Source organism: Anaerolineales bacterium (assembly GCA_003105035.1).
Lineage (GTDB): Bacteria > Chloroflexota > Anaerolineae > Anaerolineales > UBA4823 > FEB-25.
On sequence record PQAL01000018.1, the window covers coordinates 163,688 to 180,089 of the forward strand.

The 16,402-nt window shown below is 42.1% G+C and carries 13 protein-coding genes; 7 read left to right on the forward strand and 6 right to left on the reverse strand.

Annotated elements, in window-relative coordinates:
- The first annotated feature begins 41 nt into the window (after positions 1-41).
- From C3F13_08325 to C3F13_08355, 7 genes are all read left to right on the forward strand, one after another.
- Positions 42-722, forward strand: coding sequence for a hypothetical protein (locus C3F13_08325; GenBank protein ID PWB53901.1), 681 nt, complete (start codon positions 42-44; stop codon positions 720-722).
- 91 nt (positions 723-813) lie between these two features.
- The gene (locus tag C3F13_08330; GenBank protein PWB53902.1) at positions 814-1,584 is read left to right on the forward strand and encodes a hypothetical protein; all 771 of its coding nucleotides are present in this window, start codon (positions 814-816) and stop codon (positions 1,582-1,584) included.
- A gap of 128 nt (positions 1,585-1,712) precedes the next feature.
- Positions 1,713-4,703, forward strand: a complete 2,991-nt coding sequence (locus tag C3F13_08335) for a hypothetical protein (GenBank protein PWB53903.1) — start codon at positions 1,713-1,715, stop codon at positions 4,701-4,703.
- Between the two features lie 310 nt (positions 4,704-5,013).
- Positions 5,014-5,946 carry a hypothetical protein gene (locus C3F13_08340; GenBank protein PWB53904.1) on the forward strand — a complete coding sequence of 311 codons (933 nt, stop codon included), beginning with the start codon at positions 5,014-5,016 and terminating at the stop codon, positions 5,944-5,946.
- Positions 5,947-6,755: 809 nt separating this feature from the next.
- Positions 6,756-7,787: a DNA (cytosine-5-)-methyltransferase gene (locus C3F13_08345; protein ID PWB53952.1), complete on the forward strand. Its 1,032-nt coding sequence runs from the start codon at positions 6,756-6,758 to the stop codon at positions 7,785-7,787.
- Positions 7,777-9,729, forward strand: a complete 1,953-nt coding sequence (locus C3F13_08350) for a hypothetical protein (protein ID PWB53905.1) — start codon at positions 7,777-7,779, stop codon at positions 9,727-9,729. Before C3F13_08345 ends, C3F13_08350 begins: the two co-directional genes overlap by 11 nt.
- 9 nt (positions 9,730-9,738) lie before the next feature.
- Positions 9,739-10,434, forward strand: a complete 696-nt coding sequence (locus tag C3F13_08355) for a hypothetical protein (protein ID PWB53906.1) — start codon at positions 9,739-9,741, stop codon at positions 10,432-10,434.
- Positions 10,435-11,169: 735 nt separating this feature from the next.
- Here the strand turns inward: C3F13_08355 and C3F13_08360 are convergent.
- The 6 genes from C3F13_08360 to C3F13_08385 all read right to left on the reverse strand — a co-directional run bounded on the left by C3F13_08360 (position 11,170) and on the right by C3F13_08385 (position 16,178).
- Positions 11,170-11,397 (reverse strand): DNA-binding protein, encoded by a 228-nt coding sequence (locus C3F13_08360; GenBank protein ID PWB53907.1) that lies wholly within the window; start codon positions 11,395-11,397, stop codon positions 11,170-11,172.
- A 536-nt stretch (positions 11,398-11,933) separates the two neighbouring features.
- Positions 11,934-12,152, reverse strand: coding sequence for a hypothetical protein (locus C3F13_08365; protein PWB53908.1), 219 nt, complete (start codon positions 12,150-12,152; stop codon positions 11,934-11,936).
- Positions 12,153-12,415: 263 nt separating this feature from the next.
- Entirely contained in the window at positions 12,416-12,553 is a 138-nt protein-coding gene (locus C3F13_08370; protein ID PWB53909.1) for a hypothetical protein, read from the reverse strand.
- A 354-nt stretch (positions 12,554-12,907) separates the two neighbouring features.
- A complete protein-coding gene (locus C3F13_08375) occupies positions 12,908-13,783 on the reverse strand; it encodes a sugar ABC transporter ATP-binding protein (GenBank protein ID PWB53910.1) in 876 nt (291 codons plus the stop codon).
- Between the two features lie 3 nt (positions 13,784-13,786).
- On the reverse strand, positions 13,787-14,767 hold the full coding sequence (locus tag C3F13_08380; protein PWB53953.1) for an ABC transporter permease: 981 nt from the start codon (positions 14,765-14,767) through the stop codon (positions 13,787-13,789).
- 31 nt (positions 14,768-14,798) lie between these two features.
- Positions 14,799-16,178 (reverse strand): hypothetical protein, encoded by a 1,380-nt coding sequence (locus C3F13_08385; protein PWB53911.1) that lies wholly within the window; start codon positions 16,176-16,178, stop codon positions 14,799-14,801.
- Between the last annotated feature and the right edge of the window lie 224 nt (positions 16,179-16,402).

The following is a 16,402-nucleotide window of genomic DNA, read 5'->3' on the forward strand; positions in this document are numbered from 1 at the left end:
AAAGCAATATTGTTGAATCTGTATAAATTCACAGAGGCAAAATGAGTCCTAATGAAATACTATTCCATGTAAATGGTCAATTTAAAAGTCCCGACGAGATAAGAGAAAGAATTAATAAATTTGGGAATAGTTATAGTAATACGATTTATGAAACAATCCATAATTCCAAGGTTCTGGATAGCGATGGACAAATATTCTATAAATGGCCATCTCGTCTATTATCAAATTTTGGAATGACCAGAAGAGGACCATTTCATGAGAACTCAGCTGAGATATTACATAGCTGTTGGATTGCAATTGGAGCTCGATTGATAGAAATAAACAATGCAGTACGGAAAAGTGGATTATCCCGAGACAGGTATATCATAGAACTAAGTGATCGAGAGCGGAACGGCGTAATCGCGGAAATCTGGCAAATCACAAAAGAACTTTTACAGTACACAATGGGGGATACTTGTTACGGTCTCGTTGGAGCCAGTAAAATACTTTTTTCGGTTTTACCTGAAATTGTATTACCCGTGGATAATGCTCAATGGTTGCACGTTTTTAAAACCGTTGATCTTGGAGATGTTATTTATTATATGGCTTCTGATATTAAAAAGTGGGAAGGAATCACTGGTGTACAACTTAATCGTTTGGATCGCACAGAGAGATTAACTACAATTCCGTCTGTTTACAATGTTATGGCAATGCTCGCAAGACCAAAAAAGTCTGAGATTTAAGATATCGAATATACGATTGTACGCAGCTGACAGAGTTTAGTACTGATGCGGATAAGCATGGCTCTTAGAAGAGCAGAAATGTGAGGTTATTATGCTTGATGGTGTTCATAAACTGATCGACTCGGCGGTAGTCGAGCCGGCTAATTTTCCTCCCACGCTGATATTCAACGAGGGGTGGTTACTGAGACTAGTGCTTGATTGGTACTCGAGAAACTATAACATGGACCAGCCATTATTATTACAGCCAAAGTCTACCTGGTTTTCAGAGGCTTTGCTGCCCTCTCCATTCAGACCCCGCTACCGTGGCGATACGAGAGCAGAAGCCCGTACCCATGCAGATGGGATTCTAGGTCACATTTCTATTGGAGGAAGTGCCAAAGCTGATGCTATGCTACTGGCTGATGCGACGCAACTTATTGTTCTTGAGGCTAAGATCTACAGCCCATTATCAGGTGGAACCCGGAATGCACCAAATTATAACCAGGCAGCTAGAAATGTAGCTTGTATAACCGAACTTCTACAAAGGGCTAATCGTCCACCATCAATCATGACGAGCCTTGCATTTTTAGTTGTGGCTCCTGAGAAACAAACCAATGCTGGCATATTTACTCAGATGCTGAACAAAGATGCCATCAAAAAAGCAGTACAGGCACGTGCGAAATCCTTCTCAAATGAACTAGGTGATTGGGTCGATATCTGGTTTTCACCAACCATCGAAATAATTCATATTGAGGCAGTTTCCTGGGAATCCCTAATTGGCTATATTGAAACAATCGATCGACGGTCTTACCAGTCATTAACAATGTTCTACCATCGGTGCTTGGCTCATAACGGACCGAGACAAAAGATAGTCACATCGTAGCTGCTCAGGCATAGAAACAATCGCACATTTCCTTCAGACACGGTTTTCCTCACCCGCTTGAGCGGTTACCATAATAGTATCTTCTGATTTGTTTAGCTATGACATTTTTACCAGGAGGACAAGATAGGATGGATAAAATTACCAAAAATTTGCCAGGGAAAGAAGAAGAAACAATTATCGAGTCCGAAATTTCGTCTATGCAAGATCAGACCTTTAACGTTGAGTACGGTAACATATTACAAACTACATCTTCAAAATACAGCTCTTCCGTATTCGCAGAGGACGATACATCTGTTATAAAGGCAGATAAGTGGGATTGTTTGTTTGCCGCTTCAGTCGGTGTGCTCACAGGAATGATGGATGTTTTTTGGGTAGGCGAATTATCTTTACTTAATGCTCAGTCTTGGGGACAGACACAGGTGAACCAGTTTGTAGTAAAAGTGGCCCAACACGAAGGTTATAACAAGGACGGACTTGAGGACGCGATAAGATATCTAGAAGAGAAATACCCTAACCCTTCAGATAAATTGACCTCAGATTTGGGCGGTACGCTGCAGCACCACTTGCGCGACTTTTCTCATCATACATCTCCTTTTGGCTTGATATGCTCAATAATAACGCAGTTCACAGGTGAAGGTTATGGCACTGATACCAATGGCGACTTACTGCATCTAGTGATTCCAGCTTCAGACTCTATTGGCAATACCTTTGAAGATAAGGTCTTTTTTGGTGTTGTAAACTGGTTTTTTCACCTTGTTAGTGACATGGCAGGATCTAGCCAATCATCGGGAATAGGGACGGGTATTCCTGGGCCGGTTTTATCAATGCTAAAGGAAGCCTCTACCTTGCCTTTGATTAAAAAAATTATGATCAATTACAAGGACGAAAGAATTGAATTTTCAAAATGGATATCAAAACTATTCAATGGGACAGCTATTCCACATGAAGGCCTAAATGATTTAGTCAGGATCGACCTGCGGACAGAGATAGGCATCGGCAAACATCTGATCAAGCAGACTGTGCCTGTCATAATAAATTATTGTTTAGTACATGGTTTTTACTTCATCAAAAGGCTGCTATTGGAAATTAAGAATAAAGATATCAAGTCTATTAGAGAAATCAATAGGCTGGAGCAGCGCAACTTCCTGCCTCGTCATAACAGATGTATAGCCCGATTGGTCACCATCTCTAGTGGGACGTTTACAATTATTGATATATCCGATGCATTAATCAGATCGTACATAAATCATCCTCAGGATAAAGCCGCCTTTACGAAGGGCGTAATTCTACGTATCAATTTCCCGGGCATTGCTAATTTTTTAGTTGCCATCAAGAATGATGCAAGTTACATTGCTGCGGATGTAAAGGATGCCTTCCAGATAAAAGCACAAAAGGTGCTAGATAGCCGAGAAGCAACGATCGAGAGCTGCTCTATAGAAGTGGAGGTAGCTATGGATAATAGCGATCTGTATCAATATACGTTTGATTCACTACTTAAGCAGATAAAAGAAAGTAAAGATGCATTGTCTAGACGCTATGACAGGGAAAAAACTGCGCTTGCACCGATTTTTGACCTTGGTGATAGCGATTACAGTCTGTATGAATCTATAGTATCTGTTAATGAGGGTAGAGCGGTCTATGCAGTAGAAGAATTACTAATTAATTTGTTTGAGGAAAACAACATACCGTACGACACTTACCCTGTTGACCCCAAGTTTTCCAAAATGATTCGGGGTGAGCCGTGGAAGTTCTCACCGTTTTCTTTTGTCATGATGGAAGATGGCCGGAAAGTAGGCTATTATTTTCCAAGCAGATCAAATTATGTATCAAAGAACCTTGAAAAATATGATGTTGATTGCGTGAAAGTTGTAAAAATGTATAACCCAGATGAGCTAGCTTATCAAGACATCATCAGCGTGCCGAATCAAATCAAGGAAAAACGTGGAAGTTCTATACGTTTATGTACGCTAAAAGACATTTTTGATTCGTACTTTGGACCCGAAGAGTTTTCTGCGTTTATGGACTATGTAAATGAATTTAACGAACGCGCTAGGTGCCTAATAGGCTACAACACTGTTATCACGCCGACCGATGACGCAATCGAACATTTCAAGGAAAGCGTGTCAGATATGCTGTGCAAATACCCTTATCGGGATTTTATACCGGAAGATATCTTTGAAAGCCAGGTTGAAATCCTATATAACAACTACATTAGTCGAGGACTTTATAAGGCGATGACAGGTGATGCATCATTTGCCGATAGTTTCATTAGTTCAGAGTGGCTATACAGATTGAATCAAGTGACGAATAGTCTTGACCAGACAGGAATCGTGTCTGGATACTTAAAATCGGTGGAACAGCTCCTGTTCACTGTTATTCAGTTTTCCAAGGATCAGGGAAAGAAGATTAGAACACGGGATAATACAATTGCCGAGTACACAACTGATAACGAGGAACGCATTGATACGACGCTTGGATCTCTTAATGCTTTCATTGAATCTAACAGCGGGATTTTCAATGTCTCGAATTTTGTAAAGCGGCATATAGTTAAAACTATCGATGATTGGCGCGATAAACACAGAAATGGCTATTTCCATAAAGAAAATCTTCACAATGCTGAAAAGGTTGTAGAAATTCGCCAGGAGGCAATCAGCCTATATTTTCTCATCCTTGGAGGGTGCGATGTTCACGACGATCAGTTCTGGCAGCTTGGTATTGCTGCCCAAGAGTCTCATAAATTAGAAAGTAATATCAAAGAATTCCAGTATCAGGAGTTTGAAAAATGGCTGAACCCGATACTAAAGCATATGTCGACTAAGGGTGCTGTAGCGATAAGTTTTAACCTATACGAGGATGAAAGTAATCGTTGGTCTTTGCAATTAACGACAACAAGCAGATTTGATGAAAACGACAACAAGTGGACCTGGGATGAAGTGTTTTCATCAGGGCGCGATTATTACTCCTGGCAGTTCGATTGTACCTGGGAAGAAGCATTGGCTCAGTCTGTTGAGGGAGTTAAGAAATACTTAGAAGGTGGCACCTATTCTGATAAACTCAAAAAATACAGTGCAGTAGGGATTTCCCATAGAGATTGTGTGAAAGTTGTCAACAAGGAATAATTGCACAACATTACGCTAATTTTTGATTAACCTATAATCGGGGTATACACTCCATCTGTCATGCCCGAAGTTTATCACTCATGGTGATTTACATAAAAGGTAACTGCTCAGCTCATGATACTGGCTGAGTAGTTACATCTCAACATAGATTTTGAGTTAAATTTATACCAGAGGGTCGAGCCTAGGACGAAGAGAAATTTTGCAGAAAAGGGCTCTCAAGAGCGGTCAGTGGTTATGATCTGTAAACTAAATTTATGCTAGGTTTATAATAATCAGAAAGATGCTTCTAGAGGCGGTAAAGGAGAAAGCTATGCGTGCATCATTCGTCGAGACACTCATGGATCACATCATGGAAGCAGCGATGATCCCCAAAGCACAGATTGAGCGAGCAGTAGGTCCCATTCTGAGTATGTTCTTAGAGGATGTTCTGATTGAAACCCTTAAGGATGATCCGGATTTGTCTGGACCTGTTGCCATGATTTGCCCAGAGTTCCCACTCAAAAAATCAGGTAACAGGCAATCCACTAATATTGATTGGCTTATGTACAACACAGTACGCAGACAACTCCTCTTCGTCGAGCTGAAAACATCTGACACCTCTGTTGATGCAGACCAGAACGCGATTTATCACAATAAACAAAGGGCTATCAGAAGTGAGGGTGGCTCATTCCTTATCGAAGACTTGGAACAGTTGAAAGGTGCATCTAAAGAGTATGGGAAGTACCAGTACATATTAGAAAAGGTGTCACAATACAAGGATAAAATTTCCGAATGTCACGATGTAAAAATCATCTATCTGGTTCCCAAGTGTGTAGAGTGTAATGTACAAGGGCACGCGGACAAGGTTCTCACATTCGGGATGTTATCAAATACCATCACAGGTTCTTTTGCAAAGGAGTGGACCATCATCCGAAGTCATCTTTGTTCGCTTGATGACTCCTCCCAGCGTGTGCGTAATCGCCAATCTGCACATGTACCGAAGACGGATCGGGCTGTGAACTTCGCAGATCGTACTGATTTTAAATCGATTGTCGAGTTGTGCGAGAAAATGGGCGATGATGTTATTGTGGGGTTCTTAGGCGGAAATAACGAACTTGCCAGCAGAGATATTTCTTCGCTTGAGGGTAGAATGTATAAGTGGGATCATGCTATTGGTGGTACCGGAATCAAGGATTCACGAAACTGGATACGTGGGTCCGTTTTTTCCAGAATCATCAATGAAAAAAGCAAACTTACGAAGTAAGTATAAAACTGGGTCTTCGCTAAGAAAATAGCCGAGGATAAGCAGTCTAACTGGTTGTAGAGATTGATGCAGAAGGCATAGGGATCGATGACCACCAAGCCATATGTATTAGGCTCGACAACTGGAAAAAGCTCGGCTGGTCCGATCGTCTTACCGAACTCGATAAGGTTATTGGCAATCTTGTCTAATTGATCTCGAGACATGTCCTTACGATTACATTCCGGATTCCATAATATGACATATTTATCGCTTGCATGCCAGTAGTAACAATCTGGTTATACTGTATCGCGAATTATGCGTCTTTGCCTTCCATAATGCCGGATGAAGATTGAGCTTAGTAAGTCCTCGTAGCGTTGTTTTTCCGTGCATCCAGGCTCACGAAGATTCCTGGGTTTCTGTCGAGAGAAGCCGATATCCTCCGAGGCAACCAGTAGTAGGCACATCTACTCACAGGTAATCACGAAAATTTTGTTCCCTTTTTTTCACTACTCGCTCTACCAGGTTAGTTGCTTTCGCCCTTCATTTTGATTTTAACTGTAACAAATCCTTCGCCCAACTTTACTAATTATCCAACCACAAATTTTCTACATTAGAATTTTAGCTACCCCTTTTTTGTTAACCTCATGTGCTCTATAATCTGAGAGGAAAACGTTTACGATTGCTTGTTTTTCTCAATTCCTTATAACTCGTTCATATCGTTGATATACTATTACGGGATCTAGATTTCCCAGTAAAATAACTACTATGAGACCAGTACCAATTGAAATCTGGAGAGATTGCAAAAAGTGAAAGGATATACTGTAGTCGAGATGTTCGCTGGGGTAGGGGGAATGACACATGGCTTCCTCTTGGAAGGTTTTCCCGTTGTGGCAGGTTTCGATTCAGACGAGAATTGTAAATACCCTTATGAGGCTAATAACCCCGGTTCTAGATTCAATTTGAAGAAGATTGAAGAAACAACCCCCAATGAGATACTGAATCTATTTCCCGAAAATCATAACAAAATTTTCGTCGGGTGTGCTCCTTGTCAACCTTATTCGTCTTATACCAAGAAGAAAAATAGTCCAGGAGAGAAATGGAAATTGATTGATCTATTTGGAGATTTAATCTGCAGTATTAAACCCGAGGTCGTATCGATGGAGAACGTCCCCGATTTAGTGCGCTACGAAAAAGGAAGAGTTTACGATGCATTCGTGACAAAATTGAAGCAAGTTGGTTATTATATTTCGGAATATCCCGAGGTATTCTGCCCTCAGTATGGGATCCCTCAAATACGCACTCGCCTCATTTTTTTTGCATCTAAATTTGGAAAAGTGAATCTCGAAGATCCTCAATATCCTTCCGATAAATATAAGACAGTCAGGGATACGATTTATCATCTTGAGCACATTGAAGCTGGAGAGATCAGTAAAGTGGATCCGATCCACAGGTCGAGTAGATTATCTGAAATCAATCTGCGCCGGATCAGATCTTCTTACCCAGGGGGAACCTGGAGGGATTGGAGGGAAGATCTGATTGCTGCTTGCCACAAGAAAGCATCTGGAGCATCGTATAGAAGCGTTTATGGTCGGATGTCTTGGGATCAACCTTCTCCGACGATCACCACAGAATGCCACGGGTATGGAAATGGTAGGTTCGGTCACCCCGAACAAAATAGAGCGATTTCACTTAGAGAAGCAGCCCTATTACAGACTTTTCCAGCCGATTACAAATTCGTAGAACCTGGAAAACCTGTTTATTTCGATGCAGTTGCAAGACTGATTGGGAATGCGGTACCTGTAGATCTGGGTAGGGTTATTGCACGAAGTATAAGGCGCCACTTGGAGAAATATGATGGATGAATCTAGCACCCACAAATATGAGATGACGATAACCCTAGATGCCCTCGAACATCTGGGTGTAGGACTATATAGTAACGTGCCTGCTGTCCTATCAGAAGTAGTAGCCAATTCCTACGATGCTGATGCATCCAGAGTAGATATCGAAATCGATTCGTCAAAAGGCGAGATCGCCATCCTCGATGATGGCCACGGGATGTCATCGGAAGAATTGAACTCTAGATATTTGACTGTTGGTTATCTCAGGAGAAAGCACGAACCTATCGTCACTCCAAAGTATGGTCGTAAGGTCATGGGAAGGAAAGGAATTGGAAAACTATCGGTTTTCTCTATAGCGAATACGGTCGAAGTCCAGAGTGTCAAAGATGGGGATAGAAGCGGATTCATCATGGATGTCGACGATATGGAGAAGCAGCTCACAGGAGGTAATAAATATTATCCAGAACCGTTAGAACCAGGTCTAATTGTTATCGAAACTGGAACGAAGATTGTCTTGCGGAATCTCAAGAAGAACATTAGTGCATTAGAAACATCGATGAGGAGAAGACTCGCTCGTAGATTTAGCATCATCGGCCTTCAGTACCATTTCGAAGTGTTCGTCGATGGCGAATCAATATCGGCGAAAGATAGAGATTTCTTTCCTAAGATCGAATTCCTCTGGTATTTCGGGAAAAAAAGTGAAGAATATCTTAAAGAATGTCCTAATTTACAATCCTCTAAACTATTAGATGACGTGGTCGATAGAACTAAAAGATATAAGGTCGAAGGATGGTTAGGTACAGTGAAGACACAGGATGATATCGACGAGCAAAATAACGCAATCGTCGTTTTCGCACGAGGGAAATTGATCCAAGAAGACGTTCTAAAGGATCTTAAAGAGGGTGGTGTCTTTTCGAAGTATTTGATTGGTGAAATCGATGCTGAATTCATGGATGATGAAGAGCAGGCAGATCTCGTTACTAGTGATAGGCAACACGTCAAAGAAGACGATCCTCGTTACGAAGCCGTCAAAAAATTCCTAAGTGATTCTTTGGACACTGTAAATACCGATTGGGGCAAATTTCGATCAAAAATTGCAGAAAAGAAAGCACTGGAAAATCCCGCGATCAAAGAGTGGTTTTTGAAAATTGGTAAGGATCAGAAAGAGATCGCAAAAAAGCTATTCACAAGAATCGAATCTTTGAAGGGATTAGACGACGAATCGAAACGTGAACTATATAGATCTAGTATCCTCGCTTTCGAAAGATTGAGATTGACTGATTCTTTGAGTACGTTCGAACTAATACAGGATGAAAACGACTTTGCGATTATAAAAGGATTTTTCGATGGCATCGACGAGATCGAACGTGTTCAGTACCACACCATCGTAAAAGGGCGTTTGGCAGTAATCCAGAAGCTAGTAAAACTAGCTGATAGTCAGCCATCAGTGAAGGAGAGGGTCCTTCAAGAGCATATCTTCGACCACTTGTGGTTGCTCCATCCCTCATGGGATAGAGCATCGACGAATCAAAGGATTGAGCAATCAGTTACAAAAGAATTCAACGCCGTCACTGCGAAATTGACTAAAGAGGAGAAAGAAGGCAGGATCGACATACGGTACAAAACTGCAGCAGGAAAACACATTATCGTTGAATTGAAGAAATACGATCGGAAGGTAACCGTAGATGAATTAATCCCTCAAATCAGGAAATATCGGAATGCATTGGAAAAATGTTTAAAATCCCACTTACCTGATGAGAAGCCTATAATTGAATCCATAATCATCCTCGGAGATCATCCTGAACCAAAGAGTCAACCTGAGACTAATATTCAGCATTTATCCTTGGAAGGAGCTCGATATGTTCTTTACGATCAACTAATTACAGATGCATTGCAAGGTTATCAAGAATATATCGAAAAAGATAAAGCAGTGTCGGAACTATTAAATATAGTGGATAAAATATGAGATACGAGGATGGAAAATGGAAGCTCATATTTTCCAAACGTCGATAAAATAACGGATGAGCTCGTTAGATCATTTGGGCGTCCTTCGTTAGGTAATCGACCAGATCCATTCGAAGAATTATTGTATATCATTCTCTCGTCGAGAACCCCTCCGAATAATTATTCCACCGCATTCGAATCCTTGTTACGTCAGTTTCCAGATCACGATGATCTTGGATCTGCTAGGATCGAAGACGTCAGTGACGCTATCAAACTCGGTGGTCTTCAACATAAGAAGGCCTCATACATCATCGAGTCTTCAGCGAAATTAAATAAACTATTTGGTACGGTTACTCTTGAACCTTTGAGGAAAATGACTAGAGACGAGGTCGAGAAATTATTGACATCTCTTCCAGGAATTAGCCTCAAAACAGCCCGATGTGTGATGGTGTACTCTCTCGATATTCCAGTCTTCCCTGTCGATGTGCACTGTTTTCGTGTTTCCAAGCGTTTGGGTTGGGCGAAAGAAGGCGAAAAACTTACTGATAAAAATGTAAACAAATTACAAGCCTCGATTCCAGAAAAATATCGTAAGGATCTGCACGTCGGGATGATAATGCTTAGTCGAACCTATTGCACTCCTAAATCCCCAAAGTGCGAATCGTGCCCAATCGTTTTATACTGCCCTACCGGTAGAATAAACACTAAAAATAGCATCAACGATTGATTCATTGACTACGATGATTGTTAAAATATAATTTAAAACATCTCCGGATTAGGGTCATAGTAGGTTTTTTTACTAAAGTTTTAGAGATGAACCAACTAGTGTCAGAGAGATCATCTAACCTAGTATGTCACCAATCCTGCTCATTGAACCTGGTACGAGATTGCTATATTCATCACTTTTATAAATTGGCCGGACATGCACCATTTTCTTAAATACGAGGAAAATTGATATCCTTTGGAGAGTATCTAGCTAGTAGCAATATATCTCAGATTATACAAGTAGACCACCGCATACCGGCTAAGTTATTTTATTGATCTTCTCATTCTCACTCTTAACCTGACATCGTGCATGTGTGGTGCAGTTTTATTGTAAATCAATCGATTCGCTCAGCAGGTAGGTAAAAATACTTCCATAAAATAGATTCTATAACCAAAAAATTACTGTCAATATTGTATAGGATAAATATTCTGCATCTCTTAATCAGATGGTGAAGTGTTTTTATCGTTCCGGGTTGCCTTTCATTGCTTCATACTGGGGGCAGGGTTTGAACACAAATGTGTTCTAAAGAGCATTTAATAACATAGTTTCCTAGACGTAATAGATGTCTTTTTCTACTTTCTCTAGACCATTTAATCCTTCGATACTAAGAGGTGGATGAATTATTAGTTTACACCAGTGTCCACAACCCTCTCTTGGTCAATTAACCAAGAAAGGGCTGTGGATTATCCTACTTATCTATTCAAAATATGGGTTCAACGAATTTGTATTGCTTTCGATATATTTTATTAAATCCTCGGGACGGACACGTCGAGCTTTTCCGATCCTGACCGTAGGGATTTCTCCTCTTTGCATCAAAGTATATGCCATCGCGCGGCTGATCTTCAATATTTCAGCCACATCTTTAGCTTTGAGGAGTGTGTTGATTCTTAAGACATTATCCTGAAAATCCTTTTCCTTGAACATATTGATATCCTTTTCTAATTATTTAGTTTGGTTGTATGTTATTTACTGATTTAAATATTGGTATTTTCCTGCACCGAAACGATGAGGAACATCCGTTGTTCCTTGACCCAATATGGGAATTTATTCTGATGGTTAGGGATTTGAATCAAGGAAATCCATCAACCACATTGGGGATGGACTTATGCCTCAGGACAGAGCTAGGGCTGCATTTCCTTCTTCATGCCGTTTGCAACCGTGTGCAACCGTGTGCAACCAGAAGCGCTCAGCATGGTAAATAATCAAGATTTGGACGGTTTTTACCCCATTTTTCCGGATTTATAGGGGTAAAAAGACCAAAAATAGGCATCGGAACTAGCGGAATACCCTTCCCGCTTCAATCGCACTGAAGAGGTCGAGGGTTCGAATCCCTCCAGGTCCACTTAATTACCCCCTTAGGCGGGGGTTTTTGTTCAATTACGGATATATATGGGGGTATGACGAAGGATTTTATCTACAGGGATAAAATTTGCTGTAACCGGCTGCGACCATGATTAATATTATCTATCGACAGAAATGGGTTTATCTAGCTTTACTTCGGTCAATGTCACCAGGTCGTCGATCATCTCATCGACTTCATCCACCATAGTGGGTAGGAGATGACCATAAACATCGCTCGTTATCGATACCGTTTTATGCCCTAGTCGTCTCGATACTATGATCACTGGGACATGATGGTTGAGCAATAGGGAGGCGCTTGTGTGGCGCAGATCATGAATTCAGAAGTTATGTTTACTTACCTGCATTAGGAGGTGCTGAAAATCATGCAGGAGATTATGTTGGTGAATCTGCGTATCGACATGCGAAGGAAACATAAGATCGAACTCAATCCATTTTTCTCCAACCGCTTTACGTTCTGTCGCTGTCGTTCGTAATGCTGGCGTAATCTCTAGATCGTTTTGCTTGCAAGTATTGTACAAACGTTCCCGTACGATGTCTTGGGACCGGAATACTAGCCACCTTCGCCATGCAGACGCTCCAGCTAGCGTTCTACCTTGAACGACTGCTTCATCCGATCAAGGTCGGTCCACCGCAAGCCTAGAATTTCTGATTCCCGTAATCCTGTGGCGAATGCAATCTGAATCAGAGCTTCTACTCTGTGCTCCTTGGTTGTTATCATGAGCTGGCTTAACTGGTTTCAGTAAAGACAGCCATCTCTTTATAAGGCTTAGTTGTGGAATCAACAAGACTTGCCAGGTTCCCTGCGAATAAATCCTACTTGACCGCCTGATTTAATGGGCAGCTCAACACATTGCGCTTTGATGTATTCATCGACAGCCTGGTGGCACGAACAAAAAAAGCATAGAATGATATATCAACACCTGCTCAGTATATTGGGTTGAGCATTCTTCACAATCGTACCTCAATGAAAGGAGAATGTATTGTCAGCCTGTGCCACAACCACCAGGATGTTTATATTACAAACATGCATGCTATCAACCACAGGCTCTATTTGGGGTATTTTATGAAAAAATTACCCCTTTATCCCGGTAAATGTGATACCCTGGATGAAGTATCGTTGAGCAATGAAGAAGATGATTACCATGGGCAACAACGCAACTATTGAAGCTGCCATTAAATATCCCCAGTGCACGGTATATGTGCTTCGAAAGAAATTTAGTCCCAAGGCGATGGTATAGTTTGATTGTTTGTGTAAGAACACTAATGGATACAAGAAATCGTTCCATACTCCTTGAAAGTTAAATATGGCGATGGCGGCTAAAGCTGGCTTTGAGAGCGGTAAAATCACCTTCCATAGGATTTGCAATCGGTTAGCACCGTCGATCAAGGCGGCTTCTTCAAGCTCGAGGGGAATATTCATAAAAAACTGTCTTAATAAAAAGATATAAAATGGACTGCCAAAGAAGGCTGGCACGATCAGTGGCAAGTAAGAGTCTATCCATCCAAGCGTATTAAATTCAATATATAACGGAATAATCCGGACAGGTTCAACCAGCATCATGGTCGATAACATGAGGATGAAGAAGAAATTCTTGCCTGGCGCGCGTAGCCGTGCAAATCCATATGCGATTATGGTACAGGATAAAAGATTTCCAAGGATAGCCAGGGCAGCGATAAAAAGGGTGTTGAGGGCAAAACGTCCAAAAGGCACATAGGTCAGCGCTTCCGGATAATTTTGCCAGCGCAATGGACTGGGAATCCACTGGGGGGGATACTGCATGACCTGGTAATCAGATTTGAAAGAGGAGGACAAAGCCCAAAAGAGTGGCAGGATAAACATCAAAGAGCCCACAATCAACATCAAATAAACGATCAGGTTCCAGATATTCCTACGCCAATGAGCAGGGTGCAAATAGTCTTGCTCATTAAATGAATTTCTAGAAGCCATCCATCATTCTCCGATACTGCGATAAAACACCCATTTACCTGAGGTCATGAAGATCACTAATGTACAGCCTAAAACGACTAAGAAAAGCACCCAGGCCATGGCTGATGCATACCCCATCTGAAGGTGTTCAAAAGCCTTGCGATACAGATAGAGCACATAAAAGAGGGTCGAATCCAACGGTCCACCGTTTGTTGCTACAAAAGCGTTGGTAAAGGTTTGAAAAGTCAGAATAATGCCGAAAATCAAGTTGAATAGAAGCGATGGCGTCAGCAGGGGCAAAGTTACTTTCCAGAATTTATTCCAACGATTCGCACCATCAATCTCTGCAACTTCATACAGAACTATAGGTATATCCTGTAACCCTGCGAGGAATATTATCATTGTCCGGCCAACGCCCCATAAAGACATCATGATCAAGGCGCTCAATGCCCATTTAGGGTCCAGCAGCCAACGAGGTCCCTGAATACCAATATAAGAGAGCAGGGTATTGATCAAGCCATGTTGAGGGTTGAACATCCACATCCACATTACAACGTAGGCAACCCCGCTCAGCACGGATGGCAAATAATATACAGTTCTGAATACGCCGATTCCGCGTAACTTTTGATTAAGCAGGAGAGCCAGCGACAAGCCAAAAATCAAATCCATTGGTACGTAGACCAAGGTATATACCAGGGTAACCTGGAATGATTTGAGTGCCAGCGTATCCCTGGTGAACAGGCGTATATAATTGTCCATTCCTACAAACTGGGGTGAAGTCAGTAGATCCCATTCGGTCAAGCTGAAATAAAACGAGGCTAGGATAGGCCCCAGATAAAATAAAATGAAACCAATTAGCCATGGAGAGATGCATAGATAGAAGAAGACAGCCTCACGCTGACGCAATTTTAGCCTGGAGATACGCAGGCCGGTTTTGATTGAGGCCAAGTTCATGGGAGGAAATAAACGAAGGGATGCCTTAGGGGGGTAGGTGGGAGTGCCCATGTCCATGTGGGCACTCCCAGGTCAGAAATTGTTATTTCAGTTTTTCATCCAATGCAGCTTGAGCTTCCTGGGCGGCGGTTTGCATAACTTGTGCTACATCCGCACTAGGATCGATCAATACCGTCTCAAGAGCTTTACGCAGTGCAGGGTCGCCTGTTTCTCCCCAGTAATCGGTGGATACATACGCCCGAGGGGCCAGATAATCAAGCCCACGGATCCAGGCACCTTCAATCGGATCAGTTGTCATACCGGCAGCTTCTGCCACGGCGGCGACAGGCGGGATAGCGTGTAATTTCCAGATTTCCGAGCCTTCAGCACCAACATAGAACTTCAGGAAGCGCCAGGCAGCTTCAGGATTCTTTGAGCCACTGAAGATGCCAAAGCCTCCCCAGAATAGCACGTTGGCTTTCACATCACCAGCGGGTACTTCTACTGTACCCAGGTCCACGTTCGGATTGCTGAGCAGGCCTGTTTGGGGCCAGCGACCGAACAGGCGCATGGCAGCTTTCCCTGACTCGAACTCGGGGTTGCCACCAGCCCACAAGTTAAAATCAGCAGGTGGAGGGGCTACTTTGTACTTGTTATATAAATCAGCATAGAACTGCACTGCCTTTATCGTCGCTGGAGAATCCATGTAGCCAACATAGCTCGTGCCATCAGGGCTGATCAGGCTACCGCCAGCAGCTGCCACCCAGTATTCAAATCCGCTGGTCCAATTGGCAGACAGTTGAGCACCCCAGATATCGGTCTGACCATCGCCATCGACATCCTTGGTAAGCTCTTGTGCTGTTGCCAGGAAATCATCCCAGGTCCAATCATCTTTTGGATAAGCTACGTTGTACTCATCAAAAATCTTCTTATTGTAATAGACGGCCAGAGGCGAGAAGTCCTTGGGCAGGAAATATTGTACGCCCTGGTATTTACCAGGATCCAACGTACCCGGTAGGTAAATACTGGTATCTAAAGCATAATTCCCACCAATAAAATCATCCAGGGGCAGGAACCCTCCCTTTGAAACAAACATAGGAACGGCATCATCGCCAATCTGGATAATGTCTGGTGCGTCACCAGCTGCAATTTGGGTCAACAGGCGGGTGTAATAGTCATTTCCTGAAACAGCCTCAAGCTGCACCAGGATATCAGGATTTTGTTTTTCAAACTCGGCAATGATCTCTTGATGTGGGTTTAGTCCTTCACCACTGTCGCCAGTGCCCACTCGTAAAATGATTTTACTGCCTTCGGGAAGAGGCGCTGAGGTGGGAGTAACAACGACTTCTTTGGTAACCTCCACTGTTTTTTCTATGGTGATAACTTCTGGTGTCGGTGTTGTTGCCTGTGCACAACCTGCAATGAGAGAGGCAAGCATTATGCCCGTTAAAAGAAAAATGGGAATACGTAGGTACTTTTTCACAGAATCATCCTCCTTTTATGAAATGATCAACTGCTATTAGAAAATTTTTGTCAATTGAAAAAGAATATTTCCACCAGGATTTCTCTGTGGTAACCACCTCCTAAGTCTGATTATCGAGGAGCTTTAAATAATTTAGGATCTACATATAATCATAATGCAAAAACTGTTTTTTTACTATCTTAACTATTTTTTTGATACGGTAACGAATTTTCCAGGGTAAACTG

Coding starts and splice junctions, on each gene's coding strand:
- C3F13_08325 (PWB53901.1), top strand. CDS start 42: ATGAGTCCTAATGAAATACTATTCCATGTAAATGGTCAATTTAAAAGT.
- C3F13_08330 (PWB53902.1), top strand. CDS start 814: ATGCTTGATGGTGTTCATAAACTGATCGACTCGGCGGTAGTCGAGCCG.
- C3F13_08335 (PWB53903.1), top strand. CDS start 1,713: ATGGATAAAATTACCAAAAATTTGCCAGGGAAAGAAGAAGAAACAATT.
- C3F13_08340 (PWB53904.1), top strand. CDS start 5,014: ATGCGTGCATCATTCGTCGAGACACTCATGGATCACATCATGGAAGCA.
- C3F13_08345 (PWB53952.1), top strand. CDS start 6,756: ATGTTCGCTGGGGTAGGGGGAATGACACATGGCTTCCTCTTGGAAGGT.
- C3F13_08350 (PWB53905.1), top strand. CDS start 7,777: ATGATGGATGAATCTAGCACCCACAAATATGAGATGACGATAACCCTA.
- C3F13_08355 (PWB53906.1), top strand. CDS start 9,739: ATGGAAAATGGAAGCTCATATTTTCCAAACGTCGATAAAATAACGGAT.
- C3F13_08360 (PWB53907.1), bottom strand. CDS start 11,397: ATGTTCAAGGAAAAGGATTTTCAGGATAATGTCTTAAGAATCAACACA.
- C3F13_08370 (PWB53909.1), bottom strand. CDS start 12,553: ATGATAACAACCAAGGAGCACAGAGTAGAAGCTCTGATTCAGATTGCA.
- C3F13_08375 (PWB53910.1), bottom strand. CDS start 13,783: ATGGCTTCTAGAAATTCATTTAATGAGCAAGACTATTTGCACCCTGCT.
- C3F13_08380 (PWB53953.1), bottom strand. CDS start 14,767: ATGGGCACTCCCACCTACCCCCCTAAGGCATCCCTTCGTTTATTTCCT.